Source organism: Pseudomonas sp. BN102, assembly GCF_029871245.1.
Classification (GTDB): Bacteria; Pseudomonadota; Gammaproteobacteria; order Pseudomonadales; family Pseudomonadaceae; genus Metapseudomonas.
This window is the reverse complement of sequence record NZ_SSON01000071.1, coordinates 33531-49552: the sequence shown is the minus strand read 5'-3', so window position 1 is coordinate 49552 and position 16022 is coordinate 33531. Positions and strand designations below refer to the sequence as shown.

The following is a 16022-nucleotide window of genomic DNA, read 5'->3' as shown; positions in this document are numbered from 1 at the left end:
GGGATATCGATGGCGCAAGGAGAAGCGGTGAAGCAGCGCGGCAGCATGGGGTTCTGGACCTGCACCGCGCTGGTGGTGGGCAACATGATCGGCTCGGGGGTGTTCCTGTTGCCGTCCAGCCTGGCCGCCTATGGTGGGTTGAGCCTGTTCGGCTGGCTGATCTCCAGCACCGGGGCGGTGATACTGGCCCTGACCTTCGCCCGCCTGGCCCGGCTCAATCCCTCGGCCGGCGGCCCCTACGCCTATACCCGCGACGGTTTCGGCAGCTTCGCCGGCTACCTCTGCGCCTGGACCTACTGGAAGGCCGCCTGGATCGGCAATGCGGCCATCTCGGTGACCCTGGTGGGTTACCTGCAAGTCTTCATCCCGGCCCTGCGCGACCCGGTGCTGATGGTGGCGACCGCCATCGGTGCCATCTGGCTCTGCACCCTGATCAACCTGCGTGGCATAGGCGCTTTCGGCCTGGCGCAGAACCTGTTGACCGTGCTCAAGCTGGTGCCACTGCTGCTGGTCGGCGTGCTTGGCTGGTTCTCCTTCAACCCCGAGTACCTGCGCATTCCCGAGCCGAGCGAACTGCCGGGCGGTGTCGGCTATGCCCAGGCCATCGCCACCACGGCGGCCCTGACGCTCTGGTCCTTCATCGGCCTGGAGTCGGCCACTGTGCCGGCGGACCACGTCGACAATCCCAGGCGCACTATCCCGCGCGCCACGGTGTTCGGCACCCTGGTGGCGGCCGGCGTCTACATGCTCTCCATCACTGCTGTACAAGGCGTGCTGCCGCCCGAGGTGCTGATGCGCTCCACCGCGCCCTTCGCCGATGCCGCGCGGGTGCTGGTGGGGGAGTGGGGCTACCACCTGGTGGCGGCTGGCGCGGTGATCGCCTGCCTCGGCGCGCTGAATGGTTGGGTGCTGCTGCAGGGGCAAATTCCCATGGCCACCGCTCGTGACGGCCTGCTGCCGGAATCCCTGGCGCGGACTAACAAGTACGACGTGCCGGCCAACGGCCTGCTGGTGTCCGGGGTGCTGGTCACCGCGCTGGTGCTGGTGGACGGGCAGGGCGACCTGGTGGATGTGTTCAATGTGATCATCCTGCTCGGCACCATGACCGGTGTCGTGCCCTACGCCTTCTGCACCGCGGCCCTGCTGCAGCAACTGGCGGTGAAGCCCGGCGACTTCTCCGACCGCGAGCGCGGCCGGCTGGCGTCCATCGGCGTGCTGGGCTTCATCTATTCCATCTGGGCGCTCTACGGCACCGGCGAGCAGGCCATCTTCTGGGGCTTCCTGGTGCTGATGGCGGGCATTCCGCTCTACACCTGGCGCCAGTGGCGCAACCGTGTGCAGGCGGACGCAGCCGTCAGAGCCAATGGCTGACCGCCCACCAGCCGAGCACGCCCATGACGATGGTGTAGGGCAGCGCCATCCAGACCATGCGCCCGTAGGACAGGCGTACCAGCGGCGCCACGGATGAGGTGAGCAGGAACAGGAAAGCCGCCTGGCCGTTGGGCGTGGCCACGCTGGGCAGGTTGGTGCCGGTGTTGATGGCCACGGCCAGGGTGTCGAAGTGCTCGCGGGTCATGTTGCCGGCGGCCAGCGCCTGCTTCACCTCGGTGATGTAGATGGTGGCGACGAAGACGTTGTCGCTGATGGCCGAGAGCAGGCCGTTGGCGATGAACAGCATGCCCGGCTGCTGCTCCGTCGGCATTGCCAGCACGGCGTGGATGATGGGGCTGAACAGGTGCTGCTGCTGGATCACCGCCACCACTGCGAAGAAGGCCACCAGCAGCGCGGTGAAGGGCAGGGCGTCCTGGAAGGCGCGGCCGATCTGGTGCTCGTCGGTGATGCCGTTGAAGCTGGTGATCAGCACGATGACCATCAGGCCGATCAGGCCCACTTCGGCCACATGCAGCGCCAGGCAGAGGATCAGCAGCAGCGCCGCCGCGCCCTGCACCATCAGCGCCAGGCGCTGGGCCTGGGTGCGCCGGGCGTTCTCTTCGCGGGCGAAGTCGGCCAGGACCTGGCGCACGTTGTCGGGCAGCTCGGTGCCGTAGCCGAACCAGCGCAGCTTCTCCAGCAGCACACAGGTCAGCAGGCCGGCGGCGAGCACCGGCATCGACACCGGCGCCACGCGCAGGAAGAATTCCTTGAAGTGCCAGCCGGCCTCATGGCCGATCAGCAGGTTCTGCGGTTCGCCGACCAGGGTGCAGACGCCACCCAGGGCGGTGCCCACCGCGGCGTGCATCAGCAGGCTGCGGAGGAAGGCGCGGAAATCCTCCAGGTCTTCGCGGTGCAGATGCGCCACTTCATTGTCGGAGTCGTGGCTGTGCTCGTCGCACATGCCCTTGCCGGACGCCACCCGGTGGTACACGGCATAGAAACCGAGGGCGACGCTGATGATCACCGCGGTGACGGTAAGGGCATCGAGGAAGGCCGAGAGGAAGGCCGCCAGCATGCAGAACAGCAGGGACAGCAGCGCCTTGCTGCGTACCCCGAGGAGCAAGCGGGAGAACAGCAGGAGCAGCAGGTCCTTCATGAAATAGATGCCGGCCACCATGAACATCAGCAACAGGATGACCGGGAAGTTGTGCTGCAACTCCTCGTACACTGCCCCAGGCGTCGCCAGGCCCAACAGCAGCGCCTCCACCACCAGCAGGCCGCCGGGCAGCAGCGGGTAGCATTTCAGGGCCATGGCGAGGGCGAAGATGAACTCTCCGACCAGCAGCCAGGAGCAGACCACCGGACCGAGCAGCCAGAGCACCAGCGGGTTGAGCACCAGGAAGGCGATGATCGACAGCTTGTACCAGCGGGGCGAGCTGCCGAGGAAATTGTGGCCGAAGGCTGCGGCGGGCGAGGCGGGCATCGGGGTGTCCTTGGTCTTGTCATAGTTTGGAGGGCGCAGGGAAGGTGCCAGCCCGGTCCCGGTAGATCAAGCGTTTGTGCCGGGGATTTCGTGGAGAGATGGCAATTACATGGCGTGGCCTGCGTCACAGTGGGCGGCATCGACTTTTACTTCGCGCTTGTTATAGTTGCCGGGCTTCCTGAATGACCCTTCATCTATGGCGCCCGCCGAGGATCGACCCGTGCTCGACTACAAAGCCTTCCGCGTAGAGTTGGCAGACAAGATCGCCCATGTGCAGATCAACCGTCCCGAAAAGATCAACGCGATGAATGCCGATTTCTGGAAGGAGATCGTCGAGATCTTTCGCGAGATCGAGGACAACGACGAAGTGCGGGTCGTGGTGCTGTCCGGCGCCGGCAAGCATTTTTCCTCCGGCATCGATCTGATGCTGCTCGCCTCGGTCGGCGCCCAGCTGGGCCCGGACGCCGGGCGCAACGCGCGCACCCTGCGGCGCAAGATCCTCGAATTGCAGGAGTCTTTCAACGTCGTCGACAACTGCAGCAAGCCGGTCATCGCCGCCATCCAGGGTTACTGCCTGGGCGGCGCCATCGACCTGATCTCGGCCTGCGACATGCGCTACTCCACGGTCGACGCGCAATTCGCCATCAAGGAAATCGACATCGGCATGGCCGCCGACGTCGGTACCCTGCAGCGCCTGCCGCGCATCATCGGCGACGGCATGATGCGCGAGCTGGCCTACACCGGCCGCAGCATCGGCGGTGAAGAGGCGCAGCGCATGGGCCTGGTCAACCGCACCTACGCCGACCAGGACGCCCTGCTCGACGGCGTCTTCGGCATCGCCCACCAGATCGCCGCCAAGTCGCCCATCGCCGTGCGCGGCACCAAGGAAATGATCCGCTACATGCGCGACCACCGGGTCGACGACGGCCTCGAATACGTCGCCACCTGGAACGCAGCCATGCTGCAATCCGCCGACCTGCGTGTGGCCATGACGGCCCACATGAGCAAACAGAAGCCAGAGTTCGCTGACTGATGCTGTACCGCACCCACGCGCGGGAGGCGCATTAAGGCATGGTCACCGGAGTCACATCATTGGGCCTGGTGCGCGACGAGTTGTTCGCCACCATGGAACAGGCCGAGCAGAGCCTCGAGCACTTCATCGCCGAACGACAGAACGGCAGCCTGCTGCAGCAGGCCGTGGAAGCCATGCACCAGGTGCGCGGCACCCTTAACCTGATCGAGCTGACCGGGGCCGAGTTGCTGGCCCAGGAACTGCTGGACCAGGCCACCGACATTCCCACCGGTGCCGGCGAAGAGCGCGATGTGCAGCTGTCGGCCCTGAGCAATGCGCTGTATGTGTTGCGCCGCTACCTGGAAAACCTCGACCTGCATCGCCAGGAAATGCCCGAACTGCTGTTGCCGGCGATCAACGACCTGCGCCAGGCCGGCGGCCAGCCCCCTCTGCCGGAGAGCTACTTCTTCGGCGTGCGCCTGGACCAGGCGCGCCAGGACGTCGTGGCGGCCCGCCTGCAGGAGGGTGTCGACCCGGCAGCCCTGGCCCGGCGCTTCCGTCAGATCTACCAGCAGGGGCTGCTCGGCTTCCTGCGTGGCGACAAGGCGCCCAGCGCACTGCGCGTGATGGAGCGCGCCCTCGGCGGTCTGGAGCGTATATATGCGAGCCAGCCCCGTGGCCGCCTCTGCTGGATCGGCGCCGCCGCCATCGAGTCGCAGCTGGAGGGCCAGCTGCTGGCGCGCAAGTCGCGCAAGCAACTGTTCTCCCGCCTGGATCGCGAACTGAAGCTGCTGCTGGCCAACGAAACCTACGAAGCGCCGCGCAGCCTGCTGAAGGAGCTGCTCTACCTAGTGGCCCTGGCCGACAGTCGGGGGCCGCGTGCCCGCGCCGTCTGCGAGGTCTTCGGCATGACCGCGCTGCCCTTCACCGACCAGCTCCTCGAGCAGGAATACCAGCGCCTCTCCGGCCCCGGGCAGGCAGTGATGCGTTCGCTGTCCTCGGCCATTTTCGAGGAGCTCAACAGCGTCAAGGACATGATCGACCTGATCGAGCGCGGCACTGCGCCGGTCGGGTCCTTCGGCACCCTGCATGCCCTGCTCGGCAAACTGGCCAAGACCCTGGTCATGGTCGGCCTGAACTCTCCGGGCAACGCCCTGCAGGGGCAGCTGTCCATGGTCGCTGCCTGGAGCGCCCACGATCCGGTGGAGTCCAACGAATTGCTCAAGCTGGCCGATGCCGTGCTCTATGTCGAAAGCATGGTGGCCGGCCTCGACAGCGGAGAGCGTCGTGGTCCGCGTCCTCTGGTCGAACCGGGGCACGAGGCGGAATCCTTCGCCAACCACCAACTGGCCGAAGCCCGCATCGTGGTGCTCGATGAAGCCCAGGCAGGCCTGGCCCTGGCCAAGCGCGCCATCACGTCTTATCTGGAATCCAACGGCGACAAGCCGCACCTGGCCAATGTGCCGGTCAGCCTGCAGGCGGTTCGCGGTGGCCTCTGGTTCCTCGGCCAGGAGCGCGCCGCGTTCCTGGTGGGCGCCTGCGGCGAATACATCCAGCAGCAGATGCTGGAGTCTTCTCTCATACCTTCGGAGCAGATGCTGGAAACCCTGGCCGATGCCCTGACCAGCCTCGAGTACTACCTGGAAGGCGGTGCCGGCATGCGCCGTGGCTTCCAGGACGACATACTGGACCTGGCGGCAAACAGCGTGCGGGCCCTGGGCCTGCCGGTGGCGGCCTGAGATGGCTGGCGAGCGCTGGCAGTCCGGACTGCTCGATGCTTCCCAGCCCGGGGGTTGGGCGGTTGCCCATTGCCGCCAGCAGTTCCTTGCCGACAGCAATGGCGTCCTCTTCCCGCGGGAATGGCTGAAGCGCCAGGAGTTGCCGGTACTCAGTGAGCACGGCATCGGCCATTTCGATGGCGACCCCATCTACCTGCTGGAGCTGGCCCATCCGGCCGAGGTGGACGGCTGCTTCTGGCAGGGCCTGCGCCAGTTCATGCTGCAGGGCGATGCGGATATCTTCCGCCTGCTCGGCTTCGCCAGCCAGATCGGCACCTGGGCCGAACAGCACCGCTTCTGCGGCAGCTGTGGCTCGCGTATGGAGCAGGTGGCGGGTGAGCGCGCGATGCGCTGCCCGAGTTGCGAAGTCCACCATTACCCACGCCTGTCGCCGAGCATGATAGTGCTGGTCACGCGCGGCGATGAGCTGTTGCTGGCGCGCTCGCCGCGCTTCGTCAGCGGCGTCTACAGCACCCTCGCCGGCTTCGTCGAACCGGGTGAGTCGGTGGAGGACTGCGTGGCGCGCGAGGTGCGGGAAGAGGTCGGCGTGGAGATCGGCAACATCCAGTACATGGGCAGCCAGAACTGGCCTTTCCCGCATTCGCTGATGCTTGGCTTTCACGCCGAGTACCGCAGTGGCGAGATAGTCCCGCAGCCGGGCGAGATCGAAGACGCCCAGTGGTTCTCCATCGACGCGCTGCCACCGTTGCCCGCGTCGCGCTCCATCGCCCGTTACCTCATCGACCTCTATGTGGCGCGGCGCCGCGGCCTAGCCGATCCAGTGCTGCCACACTAGGCGCGCGGTCAGCGCCAAGACCACCAGGATGAACACCGGGCGGATGAACTTGGCGCCGCCCTGGATGGCCGTGCGCGCACCGAGGAACGCACCGGCCATCAGGGCGATCCCCATGCTGAGGCCCAGCGCCCAGGCCACCTGGCCGGCGGCGATGAACACCGCCAGGGCCATGGCGTTGCTGACGAAGTTCATGCTGCGGGCGACGCCGCTGGCGCGTACCAGGTCCAGGGGATACATCAGCAGGCTGCTGACGGTCCAGAAGGCGCCGGTGCCGGGGCCGGCCACGCCGTCGTAGAAGCCGAGGCCCAGGCCCTGGGGCCACTGGCGGCGGCGAGGGATGGTCGCATCCTGGCTGTGCGCGACGTCCGGCGTCTTGCCGAACAGCAGGTAGAGTCCGCAGCCGAACACCACCACGGGCAGCATCTGGTTGAGCCAGGCGGCCGGCAGCCAGTGGGCGATCACCGCGCCCAGTGCCGCGCCGATCGCGGTGGCGATCAGGGCGTTGCGCCATTTCGACGGATCGAACAGCTTGCGTCGGTAGAAGGTGTAGCTAGCGGTGGCCGAGCCAAAGGTGGCGCAGAGCTTGTTGGTGCCCAGCACCAGGTGCGGCGGCAGGCCAGCGGTGAGCAGGGCGGGGATGGTCAGCAGGCCGCCGCCGCCGGCGATGGCGTCGATGAATCCGGCAAGAAAGGCAACGGCGGCGAGAATCGCCAGGGTGGCGGGATCGACCGCCAGCTCGAAGGGGAATGGCATGGAAAACGAGGTCCGTGTCTACAACTGCCGCGTGGCTTGTGGCTGCGGCTTGGGGAGTTGCGCATAATGCCGGCATTTTCACGCATAAGGAATGGGCTCCATGCAGTATGACGGCCTGGCCTGGGCAACCGCCCTCCTGGCATTGCTGGTCGCGGTGGTGGCGGGACGCATTCTCTGGGACCGCAGCTGGTTCCTTGGCTGGCTTCGCGGCACCTGTGGCCTGGCATTCCTCGCCCTGGCGCTGCTGGTGGCGTTGGTCGCCAAGGACCTCTGGAGCTACGACGCATTGCCCGAGGACAAGCCCCTGGTGACCCTGAGCTTCAAGGCCTTGGCGCCGCAGAGCTACCAGGTCACCCTGCTGGAAGGCGGCAACGAGCGCGAGCTGTTGCTGGATGGCGACCTCTGGCAACTGGATGCGCGCCTCTTCAAGTGGACGGGCCTGGGCGAACTGCTCGGCCTGAAGCCGGGCTATCGCCTGGAGCGGCTGTCGGGGCGCTTCCTGGCCATCGAACAGCAGGCCCTGGCCCAGCATCCCCGTGCCCAACTGGCCTCGAGCCCCTATGGCGTCGACCTCTGGCGCTGGCTGCGCCTGGCCCAGCGCGACTTCTTCCTCTTCGCGCCCGAAGCGCAGCGCGTGACCTACCTGCCCATGGCCGATGGCGCGGTCTATTCCGTGAGCCTGTCGCCCACCGGCCTGCTGGCCCAGCCGCTGAACCAGGTGGCCAAGGAGTCGTTGAAGGAATGGCGGTAGGTTGCGGCTGAGCTCCGCGAAGCCCAACGTGCGGACTGGTACTTGGCAATGTTGGGCTTCGCTTCTCTCAGCGCCAACCTACGGGAATTCGTGGGGAGTTGAAAAAGGGAGCCATCAGGCTCCCTTCTTCATGGCCGCCAATCCTCAGGAGAGGAAGCCGCCGTCGACGTTCAGCGCCACGCCGGTGGTGTAGCTGGAGGCATCGCTGGCCAGGTAGAGCACGGTGCCAGCCATCTCGCTCGGGTCGGCGACGCGTTTCAGCGGGATGCGCTGCAGGGCGACGTTGAGGATGGAGTCGTTCTTCACCAGCGCGGAGGCGAACTTGGTGTCGGTCAGACCCGGCAGCAGGGCGTTGCAACGGATGCCGAATTGGGCGCATTCCTTGGCAAAGACCTTGGTCATGTTGATCACCGCGGCCTTGGTCACCGAATAGATGCCCTGGAATTCGCCCGGCGAAACGCCGTTGATGGAGGCGACGTTGATGATGCTGCCGCTACCGTTCTTGCGCATCAGCTTGCCGGCTTCGATGGACATGAAGAAGTAGCCACGGATGTTGACGTCCACGGTCTTCTGGAAGGCCGACAGGTCGGTGTCCAGCACATTGCAGAACTGCGGGTTGGTGGCGGCGTTGTTGACCAGGATGTCGAGGCGGCCGAACTGCTCGCTGATCTGCGCGAAGACGCTCTGGATCTGTTCCATCTCGCCGATATGGCAGGCGATTGCGGTGGCCTTGCCGCCGTCGGCAATGATGGCGTCGGCAACGGCCTGGCAGCCTTCGATCTTGCGGCTGGAAACGATCACATGGGCGCCTTGCTGGGCCAGCAGCTTGGCGATGGCTTCACCGATGCCGCGGCTGGCGCCGGAAACGAAGGCGATCTTGCCGTCGAGGTCGAACAGGTTGGTCTTGGACATGGGGTTCCCCTTGTTGTGATCCGGTTTACAGCCGTGATTGGTTGATGACCTGCAGACTCATCTGCTCCAGCAGCTTGTTCATGCCGATGAACTGGGCGAAGCGCTTGTCCTGGGTCTGGCCATGGAAGTAGCGGTAGTAGATCTGCTGGACGATGCCGGCCAGGCGGAACAGGCCGTAGGTGTAGTAGAAATCGAGGTTGTCGATGCGCGGCAGGCCGGCGCGTTCGGCGTAATAGTCGGCGAATTCCTGGCGGGTCAGCATGCCCGGCAGGTGGCTCGGCTGGCGTCGCATCAGCTGCACGGGTGCCGGGTCCTTGGCCTCGATCCAGTAGGCCAGCGTGTTGCCCAGGTCCATCAGCGGGTCGCCGATGGTGGTCAGCTCCCAGTCCAGCACGCCGATGATCTGCATCGGGTTGGCCGGGTCGAGGATGACGTTGTCGAAGCGGTAGTCGTTATGGACGATGGCGCTCTTGTGATGGTCGGCCGGCATCTTGTCCTTGAGCCAGGCCTTGACCGGTTCCCAGGTCGGCGCGTCCGGGGTCAGGGCTTTTTCGTAGCGGTCGCTCCAGCCGGCGATCTGGCGTTGCACGTAGCCTTCCGGCTTGCCTAGGTCACCCAGGCCGCAGGCCTGGTAGTCGACGTTGTGCAGCTCCACCAGCTTGTCGATGAAGCTCAGGCAGAGTTCGCGGGTCTGTCCTTCGTCGAGCTGCATGTCGGCCGGCAGGTCGGCACGCAGGATCACGCCCTTGACCCGTTCCATCACATAGAACTCGGCGCCGATCACCGACTCGTCGGTGCAGTGCACGTAGGCCTTGGGGCAGTAGGGAAAGCCGGCGTTGAGCTGGTTGAGGATGCGGAATTCGCGGCCCATGTCATGGGCGGACTTGGCCTTGTGGCCGAAGGGCGGCCGGCGCAGCACGAATTCCTGGCTGGGGTATTCCAGCAGGTAGGTCAGGTTGGAGGCGCCGCCGGGGAACTGGCTGATGCGCGGGGTGCCTTCCAGGCCGGGGATATGCGCCTTGAGGTATGGGTCGATGACGGCGGCGTCGAGCTCTTCGCCTTCGCGGATGCGGGTGGACTGATCAGTAAGCGTCATGCTTATCCCTTCTGTTTATGATGGGTGCCCGAGACTATTCGTTAATCTAATGCCGCCTTGGGGGCGCCACAAGCCGAACGAGCCGTTATAGACAAAGGTGTTGCAGCACAATCAGGCTGCCTGATTCGCCCGTACCGCCTGCATCGGGCGAAAAAAAACCGGAGTCTTGGGACTCCGGTTTTCTTGGTGCATGGCCTTTCGTGAGAAAAGCTTAGACCGGGAAGAGTTCGCCGAGCTTCATCGCCAGCATCATGTCGCCTTCGGCGCGCAGCTTGCCGGCCATGAAGGCCTGCATGCCGTCGGTTTCGCCGGTCATGATGCCAACCAGGGTGGCGCTGTCCATGATCAGGGTGACGTTCGGGTTCGGGGCGTCGCCTTGCTGTACGTCGCAGGTACCGTCCTTGACCACCAGGTAGTGGTTGTCGCCGTCTTCGATGTTGAACTGGAATACCAGGTCCAGGCCAGCGGCGGCACCGGCGTTGAACTTGGACTGCATGGTTTTGACGATGTCAGCAACGTTGGTCATGGTGTTTTCCTTTTTCTAGGGTTTTTTCTGGCGGCTTTTCCAGCCGCAGTGGGCCGGGCTCAGCGGTAGGTGATGAGCTCCGGCGCCTTCAACAGTTCCAGGTGCACATGACTGTTGAAGGAAGCCAGGGTCACCTCGCTGCCGCGGAATTTCAGGCGGTTGAGCGAGGTGTTGACGATCTGCCAGTTGAGCCCGAAGGCGCTCTCGGCGGGTATGCCGGCAACCAGGTGGAGCAGGGCGGTGATGGTGCCGCCGGAGGTGAACACGGCGATGTTCTGCTTGCTGTCCGCCTGGGCCAGGACCCGCTCGAGGCCGCCGCGCACCTGTTCGACGAAGGCCAGCCAGCTCTGCAGGCCGGGCTTGTCATGGGCGCCCGAGACCCAGCGCAGTACCAGCTTGGAAAACAGCCGCTGGAACTCGGCGCGGTTCTGCGCGGCGTTGCGCAGCACGTGCAGGGCTTCGGGTTCTTCCGGAAGCAGGTCGGGGAGCAGGGCGCGGATCACCGCGTCGGCATCAAATTCATTGAACGCCGGATCGATCTCGACCGGGGGCGTTGCCAGGCCCGCGGCGTTGAACTGCGCGAGGGCCGCCTGGGCGGTATGCTGCTGGCGGCGCAGGTCGCCGCTGTAGCAACGATCCAGGCGCAGGCCCAGTTGTGCGAGGTGCGCACCGAGTACCTCGGCCTGGCGAATGCCGATGGGCGACAGCACATCGTAGTCGTCTGCGCCGAAGGAAGCCTGGCCATGCCGAATCAGGTAGATGCTGCCCACGTACTGGCGTCCCGCGAGGTTGAAAGTTCCGCGAGGGTATGAGGAAGCCTTGGGCCTGTCAACGAAAAAACATACGCTTGTTTGAATGCATTCCCGCGGCTTATGGAGCGCTTTCCAGCCGCTGGCGGGGCGGGGATGGCGCCGTTATGCTTGCTCGTTATCCGCGCCGCCGGAAGGCTGGCGTCAGTAGGCGAGACAAGGGGGATACAAGTGGAGTTTTTTGCCGAGTACGCAGGCTTTCTGGCCAAGACCGTGACCCTGGTGGTGGCCATCCTGGTGGTGCTGGCGGCCATCGCCGCGCTGCGCGGCCGCAACCGGCGCGTGGCGAGCGGTCATCTGGACGTGCGCAAGCTCAATGATTTCTACAAGGACCTGCGCGAGCGCCTGGAGCACTCGGTGCTGGACAAGGCGCACCTGAAGGCGGCGCGCAAGGTCGAGGCCAAGGCGGCAAAGCGGGCGAAGAAATCCGCCGAGCACAAGCCTCGGGTGTTCGTGCTGGATTTCGATGGCGACATCAAGGCCTCGGCCACCGACCACCTGCGCCATGAGGTCACCGCGCTGCTGAGCATGGCGACGGCCAAGGACGAAGTGGTCGTGCGCCTCGAGAGCGGCGGCGGCATGGTGCACAGCTACGGCCTGGCGTCGTCGCAGCTGGCGCGCATCCGAGATGCCGGCGTGCCGCTCACCGTTTGCGTGGACAAGGTGGCGGCCAGCGGCGGCTACATGATGGCCTGCATCGGCGACAGGATCCTCGCCGCGCCGTTCTCCATCATCGGCTCCATCGGCGTCGTGGCGCAGCTGCCCAACGTCCATCGGCTGCTGAAGAAGCACGACATCGACTTCGAAGTGCTCACCGCCGGCGAGTACAAGCGCACCCTTACCATATTCGGCGAGAACACCGAGAAGGGCCGGCAGAAGTTCCAGGAAGATCTGGAAACCACCCATGTGCTGTTCAAGAACTTCGTCGGCCGCTACCGCCCGCAGCTGAACATGGAGGAGGTCGCCACCGGCGAAATCTGGCTGGGCATGGCGGCGCAGGAGAAGCTGCTGGTGGACGAACTGCGTACCAGCGACGATTACCTGGCCGAGCGGGCCAAGGAGGCGGAGCTGTTCCATCTGCACTTCGCCGCGCGCAAGAGCTTGCAGGAGCGCGTCGGCCTCGCCGCCAGCGTGGCGCTGGACCGGGTGTTGCTGAACTGGTGGAGCCGCCTCAGCCAGCAACGATTCTGGCAGTAAGGCAGCGATGCGAGGCCCGGTAGAAACCGGGCCTCGCCATTTTCAGGCCTTGCTCAGATACATGGTGATTTCGGCGCGCAGTACCGCGGTATCCCCCACGTAGGCCATGACCGGGACCTTGATGTCGCCCAAGGCGGACCAATCCAGCGCGCTGCCGTCCGCCACCGCACGCACATCGCCCGAGGCCTTGGCCAGGTATTCGACGGTCATGCCGCGGGGGATCCAGCGTACGCCGGCTGGGATGGAGGCGTCGGTCATGGTCCCAGCCACCAGCTCCGCGGCATTGCACAGGGCGATGGCGTGCACGGTGCCGATATGATTGAGCACCTCGCGGCGCTTTGGGAAGGTGACCTCGGCGTAGCCCGGGCGCAGCTCGACGAAGCGCGGGGCGATGCTGGCGAAGTAGGGGGCGACCTGGCCGATCATGGCGCTGAACTGCTCCGTGCCGGCCTGCTTGAACATCTGCAACATCTGGCTCATGGATTTCGACTCTCTCGTCACTGTGGATTGAAGATGAGCGCGCGCTGCTGCAGTATACGAACATTAGAAAACAATTCTAGAAAATTATTCTAATAGCCTTCCCAAGGAGTTCCATGGCCCGTTCCTCCCGTAAAGACGAGATCCTCCAGGCCGCTCTGGCGTGCTTCACCGAAGTGGGCGTGGGTGCCACGACCATCGAGATGATCCGCGATCGTTCCGGCGCCAGCATCGGCAGCCTCTACCACCACTTCGGCAACAAGGAACGCATCATCGGCGCGCTCTACCTGGCCGGGGTTGGCCAGTACGCGCAATTGCTCCAAGAGGGCTTCGCCAAGGCCACCAGTGCCGAGGCCTGCGTCAAGCTGCTGGTCAGCGCCTACGTCGACTGGGTAGTGGCCAATCCGGATTGGGCGCGTTTCGTCCTGCACAGCCGCGGGCGTGTGGAGGCGGGGGAGGTGGGCGAACAATTGCGCGAGGCCAATCGTGATCACCATGCGCGCATCTTCGAGGCCCTGCAGGAATATCGCCAGGCCGGGGCCTTCAGGGACATGCCGGCGGACTGCTTCGCCTCGGTGGTCATAGGCCCGGCACAGGACTTCGCCCGTAATTGGCTGGCCGGGCGCACACACACCAGCCTGGCGGAGTGCCGTGAGCTGTTCATGCAGGTGGCGTGGGATGCGGTCCGCGCGCCGTGAGCCAGGCTGGGCGACTGTAGGGGTGAATTCATTTGCCAAGGGCAGCTCAGCTGCCCTCGATTCATTGCCGGCCGAACCTGCGGTCCGGTTGGCGAATGAATTCGCCCCTACAAGAGAATCGATTCGTCACCCAACAAAAAGCCCCGCAAATGCGGGGCTTTTCGTTATCGCGTCACTCAGGCCGAGCGGCGGCGGAACAGCGGCAGGGGCTGGTCGCTGGACGCCTGGTAGACCTCGGAGAAGTCTTCGAACGCCTTGAGGGCGTCGTAGGGGTCCTTGTCGGCGCGCAGGGCGAAGGCATCGAAGCCGCAACGGCGCAGCGCGAACAGCTGATCGCGCAGCACATCGCCGATGGCGCGTACTTCACCCTTGTACCCGTAGCGCTGGCGCAGCAGATAGGCGGTGGAAGAGTGACGGCCGTCAGTGAAGGCCGGGAAGTTCAGGGCGATGACCTGGAAGTGCTCCAGGTCGCCGGCGATCTCCTCGATCTCTTCGCCGGCTTCCAGCCATACGCCCAGGCCGCCGTCGCGGGCTTTCAGGGCGTGGCCGTGGTCGCACCACAGGGCCAGCGGAACGATGATGTCATCGCAGTTGGGGATACCGTCCAGGGTCGCGTCTTTGGCCAGCAGGTGCCAGGTTTCGTCGATCACCTGGTCGTTCTTAATGATTCGCTGCATATACGCGCTCCTTGAACGGATCGATACCGATACGGCGGAAGGTGTCGAGGAATTGCTCGTCTTCGGTGCGCTGTTCCACGTAGACGTTGATGATCTTCTCGATCACGTCGGCCATTTCGTCCTGGGCGAAGGACGGGCCGAGGATCTGCGCCAGGCTGGCGTCACGGCCGGCGCTGCCGCCGAGGGACACCTGGTAGAACTCCTGGCCCTTCTTGTCCACGCCGAGGATGCCGATATGGCCCACGTGGTGGTGGCCGCAGGCGTTCATGCAGCCGGAGATGTTCAGGTCCAGGTCGCCGATGTCGAACAGGTAGTCCAGGTCGTCGAAACGGCGCTGGATGGCTTCGGCCACCGGGATCGATTTGGCGTTGGCCAGGGAGCAGAAGTCGCCGCCCGGGCAGCAGATGATGTCGGTCAGCAGGCCGACGTTCGGGGTGGCGAAGCCAAGTTCGCGCAGCTCGCCCCAGAGGGTGAAGAGCTGGGTCTGCTCGACGTCGGCCAGGATGATGTTCTGGTTATGGCTGTTACGCACTTCGCTGAAGCTGTAGCGATCGGCCAGGCCGGCGATGGCGTCCAGCTGCTTGTCGGTGACGTCGCCAGGCGCCACGCCGGTGGGCTTGAGCGACAGGGTCACGGCGGCATAGCCGGGCTTCTTGTGGGCGATGACGTTGCGGGTGCGCCAGCGGGCGAAGCCGGGGTGCTCGGCATCCAGGGCAGCGAGGGCGGCATCCTGGTCTTCCAGGGCCTTGTAGGCCGGGTCGACGAAGTGCTTGGCGACGCGTTGCACTTCGGCTTCGGTCAGGGTGGTGGGGCCGTCCTTCAGGTGGGCCCACTCGGCGTTGACGCGCTCGGCGAAGACTTCCGGGGTCAGCGCCTTGACCAGGATCTTGATGCGCGCCTTGTACTTGTTGTCGCGACGGCCATAGCGGTTGTACACGCGCAGGATGGCGTCGAGGTAGCTGAGCAGGTGCTGCCAGGGCAGGAATTCGTTGATGAAGCTGCCCACCACCGGGGTACGGCCCAAGCCGCCGCCGACCGACACGCGGAAGCCCAGCTCGCCAGCGGCGTTCTTCACTGCTTCCAGGCCGATGTCATGGACTTCGATGGCGGCGCGGTCGCTCACGGCGCCATTGACGGCGATCTTGAACTTGCGCGGCAGGTGGGAGAATTCCGGGTGGAAGGTCGACCACTGGCGGATGATCTCGCACCAGGGGCGCGGGTCGACGAGCTCGTCACGGGCAACGCCGGCGAACTGGTCGGTGGTGGTGTTGCGGATGCAGTTGCCGCTGGTCTGGATCGCGTGCATCTGCACGGTGGCCAGCTCGGCGAGGATTTCCGGCACGTCTTCCAGTTCCGGCCAGTTGAACTGCACGTTCTGGCGGGTGCTGATGTGGGCGTAACCCTTGTCGTAGTCGCGAGCGATCTGCGCCAGCTTGCGCACCTGCACGGAAGACAGCAGGCCATAGGGCACGGCGACGCGCAGCATGGGCGCGTAGCGCTGGATGTACAGGCCGTTCTGCAGGCGCAGCGGGCGGAATTCCTCACCCGAGAGCGTGCCTTCCAGATAGCGGCGGGTCTGATCGCGGAACTGCTTGACGCGGTCCTCGACGATCCGTTGATCGTACTCGTCGTATACGTACATGAAATGTCCTGTTATCAGGCTGCTTACAGCTTTTCTGCGCG

The 16022-nt window shown here is 65.1% G+C and carries 16 protein-coding genes; 7 read left to right on the top strand and 9 right to left on the bottom strand.

Features of this window, described 5'->3' with window-relative positions; translation table 11 throughout:
• The first annotated feature begins 9 nt into the window (after window positions 1-9).
• Window positions 10-1371, top strand: a complete 1362-nt coding sequence (locus E8F12_RS17940) for an amino acid permease (RefSeq protein ID WP_280326562.1) — start codon at window positions 10-12, stop codon at window positions 1369-1371.
• Here E8F12_RS17940 and nhaB read toward each other — a convergent pair.
• Window positions 1355-2857, bottom strand: coding sequence for a sodium/proton antiporter NhaB (gene nhaB, locus E8F12_RS17935; RefSeq protein WP_280326561.1), 1503 nt, complete (start codon window positions 2855-2857; stop codon window positions 1355-1357). The two genes, E8F12_RS17940 and nhaB, sit on opposite strands and share 17 nt — an antisense overlap.
• Window positions 2858-3077: 220 nt before the next feature.
• Here nhaB and E8F12_RS17930 point away from each other — a divergent pair, with 220 nt between their 5' ends.
• The 3 genes from E8F12_RS17930 to nudC are packed head-to-tail and all read left to right on the top strand — an operon-like array spanning window position 3078 to window position 6443.
• A complete protein-coding gene (locus tag E8F12_RS17930) occupies window positions 3078-3890 on the top strand; it encodes a crotonase/enoyl-CoA hydratase family protein (RefSeq protein ID WP_280326560.1) in 813 nt (270 codons plus the stop codon).
• A 38-nt stretch (window positions 3891-3928) separates the two neighbouring features.
• The gene (locus E8F12_RS17925) at window positions 3929-5608 is read left to right on the top strand and encodes a ferrous iron transporter B (protein WP_280326559.1); all 1680 of its coding nucleotides are present in this window, start codon (window positions 3929-3931) and stop codon (window positions 5606-5608) included.
• A gap of 1 nt (window position 5609) precedes the next feature.
• A complete protein-coding gene (gene nudC, locus E8F12_RS17920) occupies window positions 5610-6443 on the top strand; it encodes an NAD(+) diphosphatase (RefSeq protein ID WP_280326557.1) in 834 nt (277 codons plus the stop codon).
• Here the strand turns inward: nudC and E8F12_RS17915 are convergent.
• The gene (locus tag E8F12_RS17915) at window positions 6417-7196 is read right to left on the bottom strand and encodes a TSUP family transporter (protein WP_280326556.1); all 780 of its coding nucleotides are present in this window, start codon (window positions 7194-7196) and stop codon (window positions 6417-6419) included. The two genes, nudC and E8F12_RS17915, sit on opposite strands and share 27 nt — an antisense overlap.
• A 100-nt stretch (window positions 7197-7296) precedes the next feature.
• Here E8F12_RS17915 and E8F12_RS17910 point away from each other — a divergent pair, with 100 nt between their 5' ends.
• Window positions 7297-7947: a hypothetical protein gene (locus E8F12_RS17910; RefSeq protein WP_280326555.1), complete on the top strand. Its 651-nt coding sequence runs from the start codon at window positions 7297-7299 to the stop codon at window positions 7945-7947.
• Window positions 7948-8091: 144 nt separating this feature from the next.
• Here E8F12_RS17910 and E8F12_RS17905 read toward each other — a convergent pair whose 3' ends face one another.
• The 4 genes from E8F12_RS17905 to E8F12_RS17890 all read right to left on the bottom strand — a co-directional run bounded on the left by E8F12_RS17905 (window position 8092) and on the right by E8F12_RS17890 (window position 11251).
• A complete protein-coding gene (locus E8F12_RS17905; RefSeq protein WP_280287508.1) occupies window positions 8092-8859 on the bottom strand; it encodes an SDR family oxidoreductase in 768 nt (255 codons plus the stop codon).
• A 25-nt stretch (window positions 8860-8884) separates the two neighbouring features.
• Entirely contained in the window at window positions 8885-9955 is a 1071-nt protein-coding gene (locus E8F12_RS17900; protein ID WP_280326554.1) for a phosphotransferase family protein, read from the bottom strand.
• A gap of 211 nt (window positions 9956-10166) precedes the next feature.
• Window positions 10167-10481: an SCP2 sterol-binding domain-containing protein gene (locus tag E8F12_RS17895; protein ID WP_077526001.1), complete on the bottom strand. Its 315-nt coding sequence runs from the start codon at window positions 10479-10481 to the stop codon at window positions 10167-10169.
• A gap of 59 nt (window positions 10482-10540) precedes the next feature.
• Window positions 10541-11251 (bottom strand): histidine phosphatase family protein, encoded by a 711-nt coding sequence (locus E8F12_RS17890; RefSeq protein WP_280326553.1) that lies wholly within the window; start codon window positions 11249-11251, stop codon window positions 10541-10543.
• Between the two features lie 210 nt (window positions 11252-11461).
• Here E8F12_RS17890 and sohB point away from each other — a divergent pair, with 210 nt between their 5' ends.
• On the top strand, window positions 11462-12487 hold the full coding sequence (sohB, locus tag E8F12_RS17885; RefSeq protein WP_280326552.1) for a protease SohB: 1026 nt from the start codon (window positions 11462-11464) through the stop codon (window positions 12485-12487).
• Between the two features lie 42 nt (window positions 12488-12529).
• On the opposite strand, the gene E8F12_RS17880 is transcribed toward sohB, so the two are convergent.
• Entirely contained in the window at window positions 12530-12967 is a 438-nt protein-coding gene (locus E8F12_RS17880; protein WP_280326551.1) for a hotdog fold domain-containing protein, read from the bottom strand.
• A 113-nt stretch (window positions 12968-13080) separates the two neighbouring features.
• On the opposite strand from E8F12_RS17880, the gene E8F12_RS17875 reads away from it, so the two are divergent.
• On the top strand, window positions 13081-13662 hold the full coding sequence (locus E8F12_RS17875; RefSeq protein ID WP_280326550.1) for a TetR/AcrR family transcriptional regulator: 582 nt from the start codon (window positions 13081-13083) through the stop codon (window positions 13660-13662).
• A 176-nt stretch (window positions 13663-13838) separates the two neighbouring features.
• Here the strand turns inward: E8F12_RS17875 and E8F12_RS17870 are convergent, their stop codons facing one another.
• Together E8F12_RS17870 and E8F12_RS17865 are read right to left on the bottom strand one after the other, a co-directional pair.
• Window positions 13839-14339, bottom strand: a complete 501-nt coding sequence (locus E8F12_RS17870; RefSeq protein WP_280326549.1) for a DUF934 domain-containing protein — start codon at window positions 14337-14339, stop codon at window positions 13839-13841.
• Window positions 14323-15981 (bottom strand): nitrite/sulfite reductase, encoded by a 1659-nt coding sequence (locus E8F12_RS17865; RefSeq protein WP_280326548.1) that lies wholly within the window; start codon window positions 15979-15981, stop codon window positions 14323-14325. The genes E8F12_RS17870 and E8F12_RS17865 overlap by 17 nt, the downstream gene beginning before the upstream one ends.
• Window positions 15982-16022 lie beyond the last annotated feature (41 nt).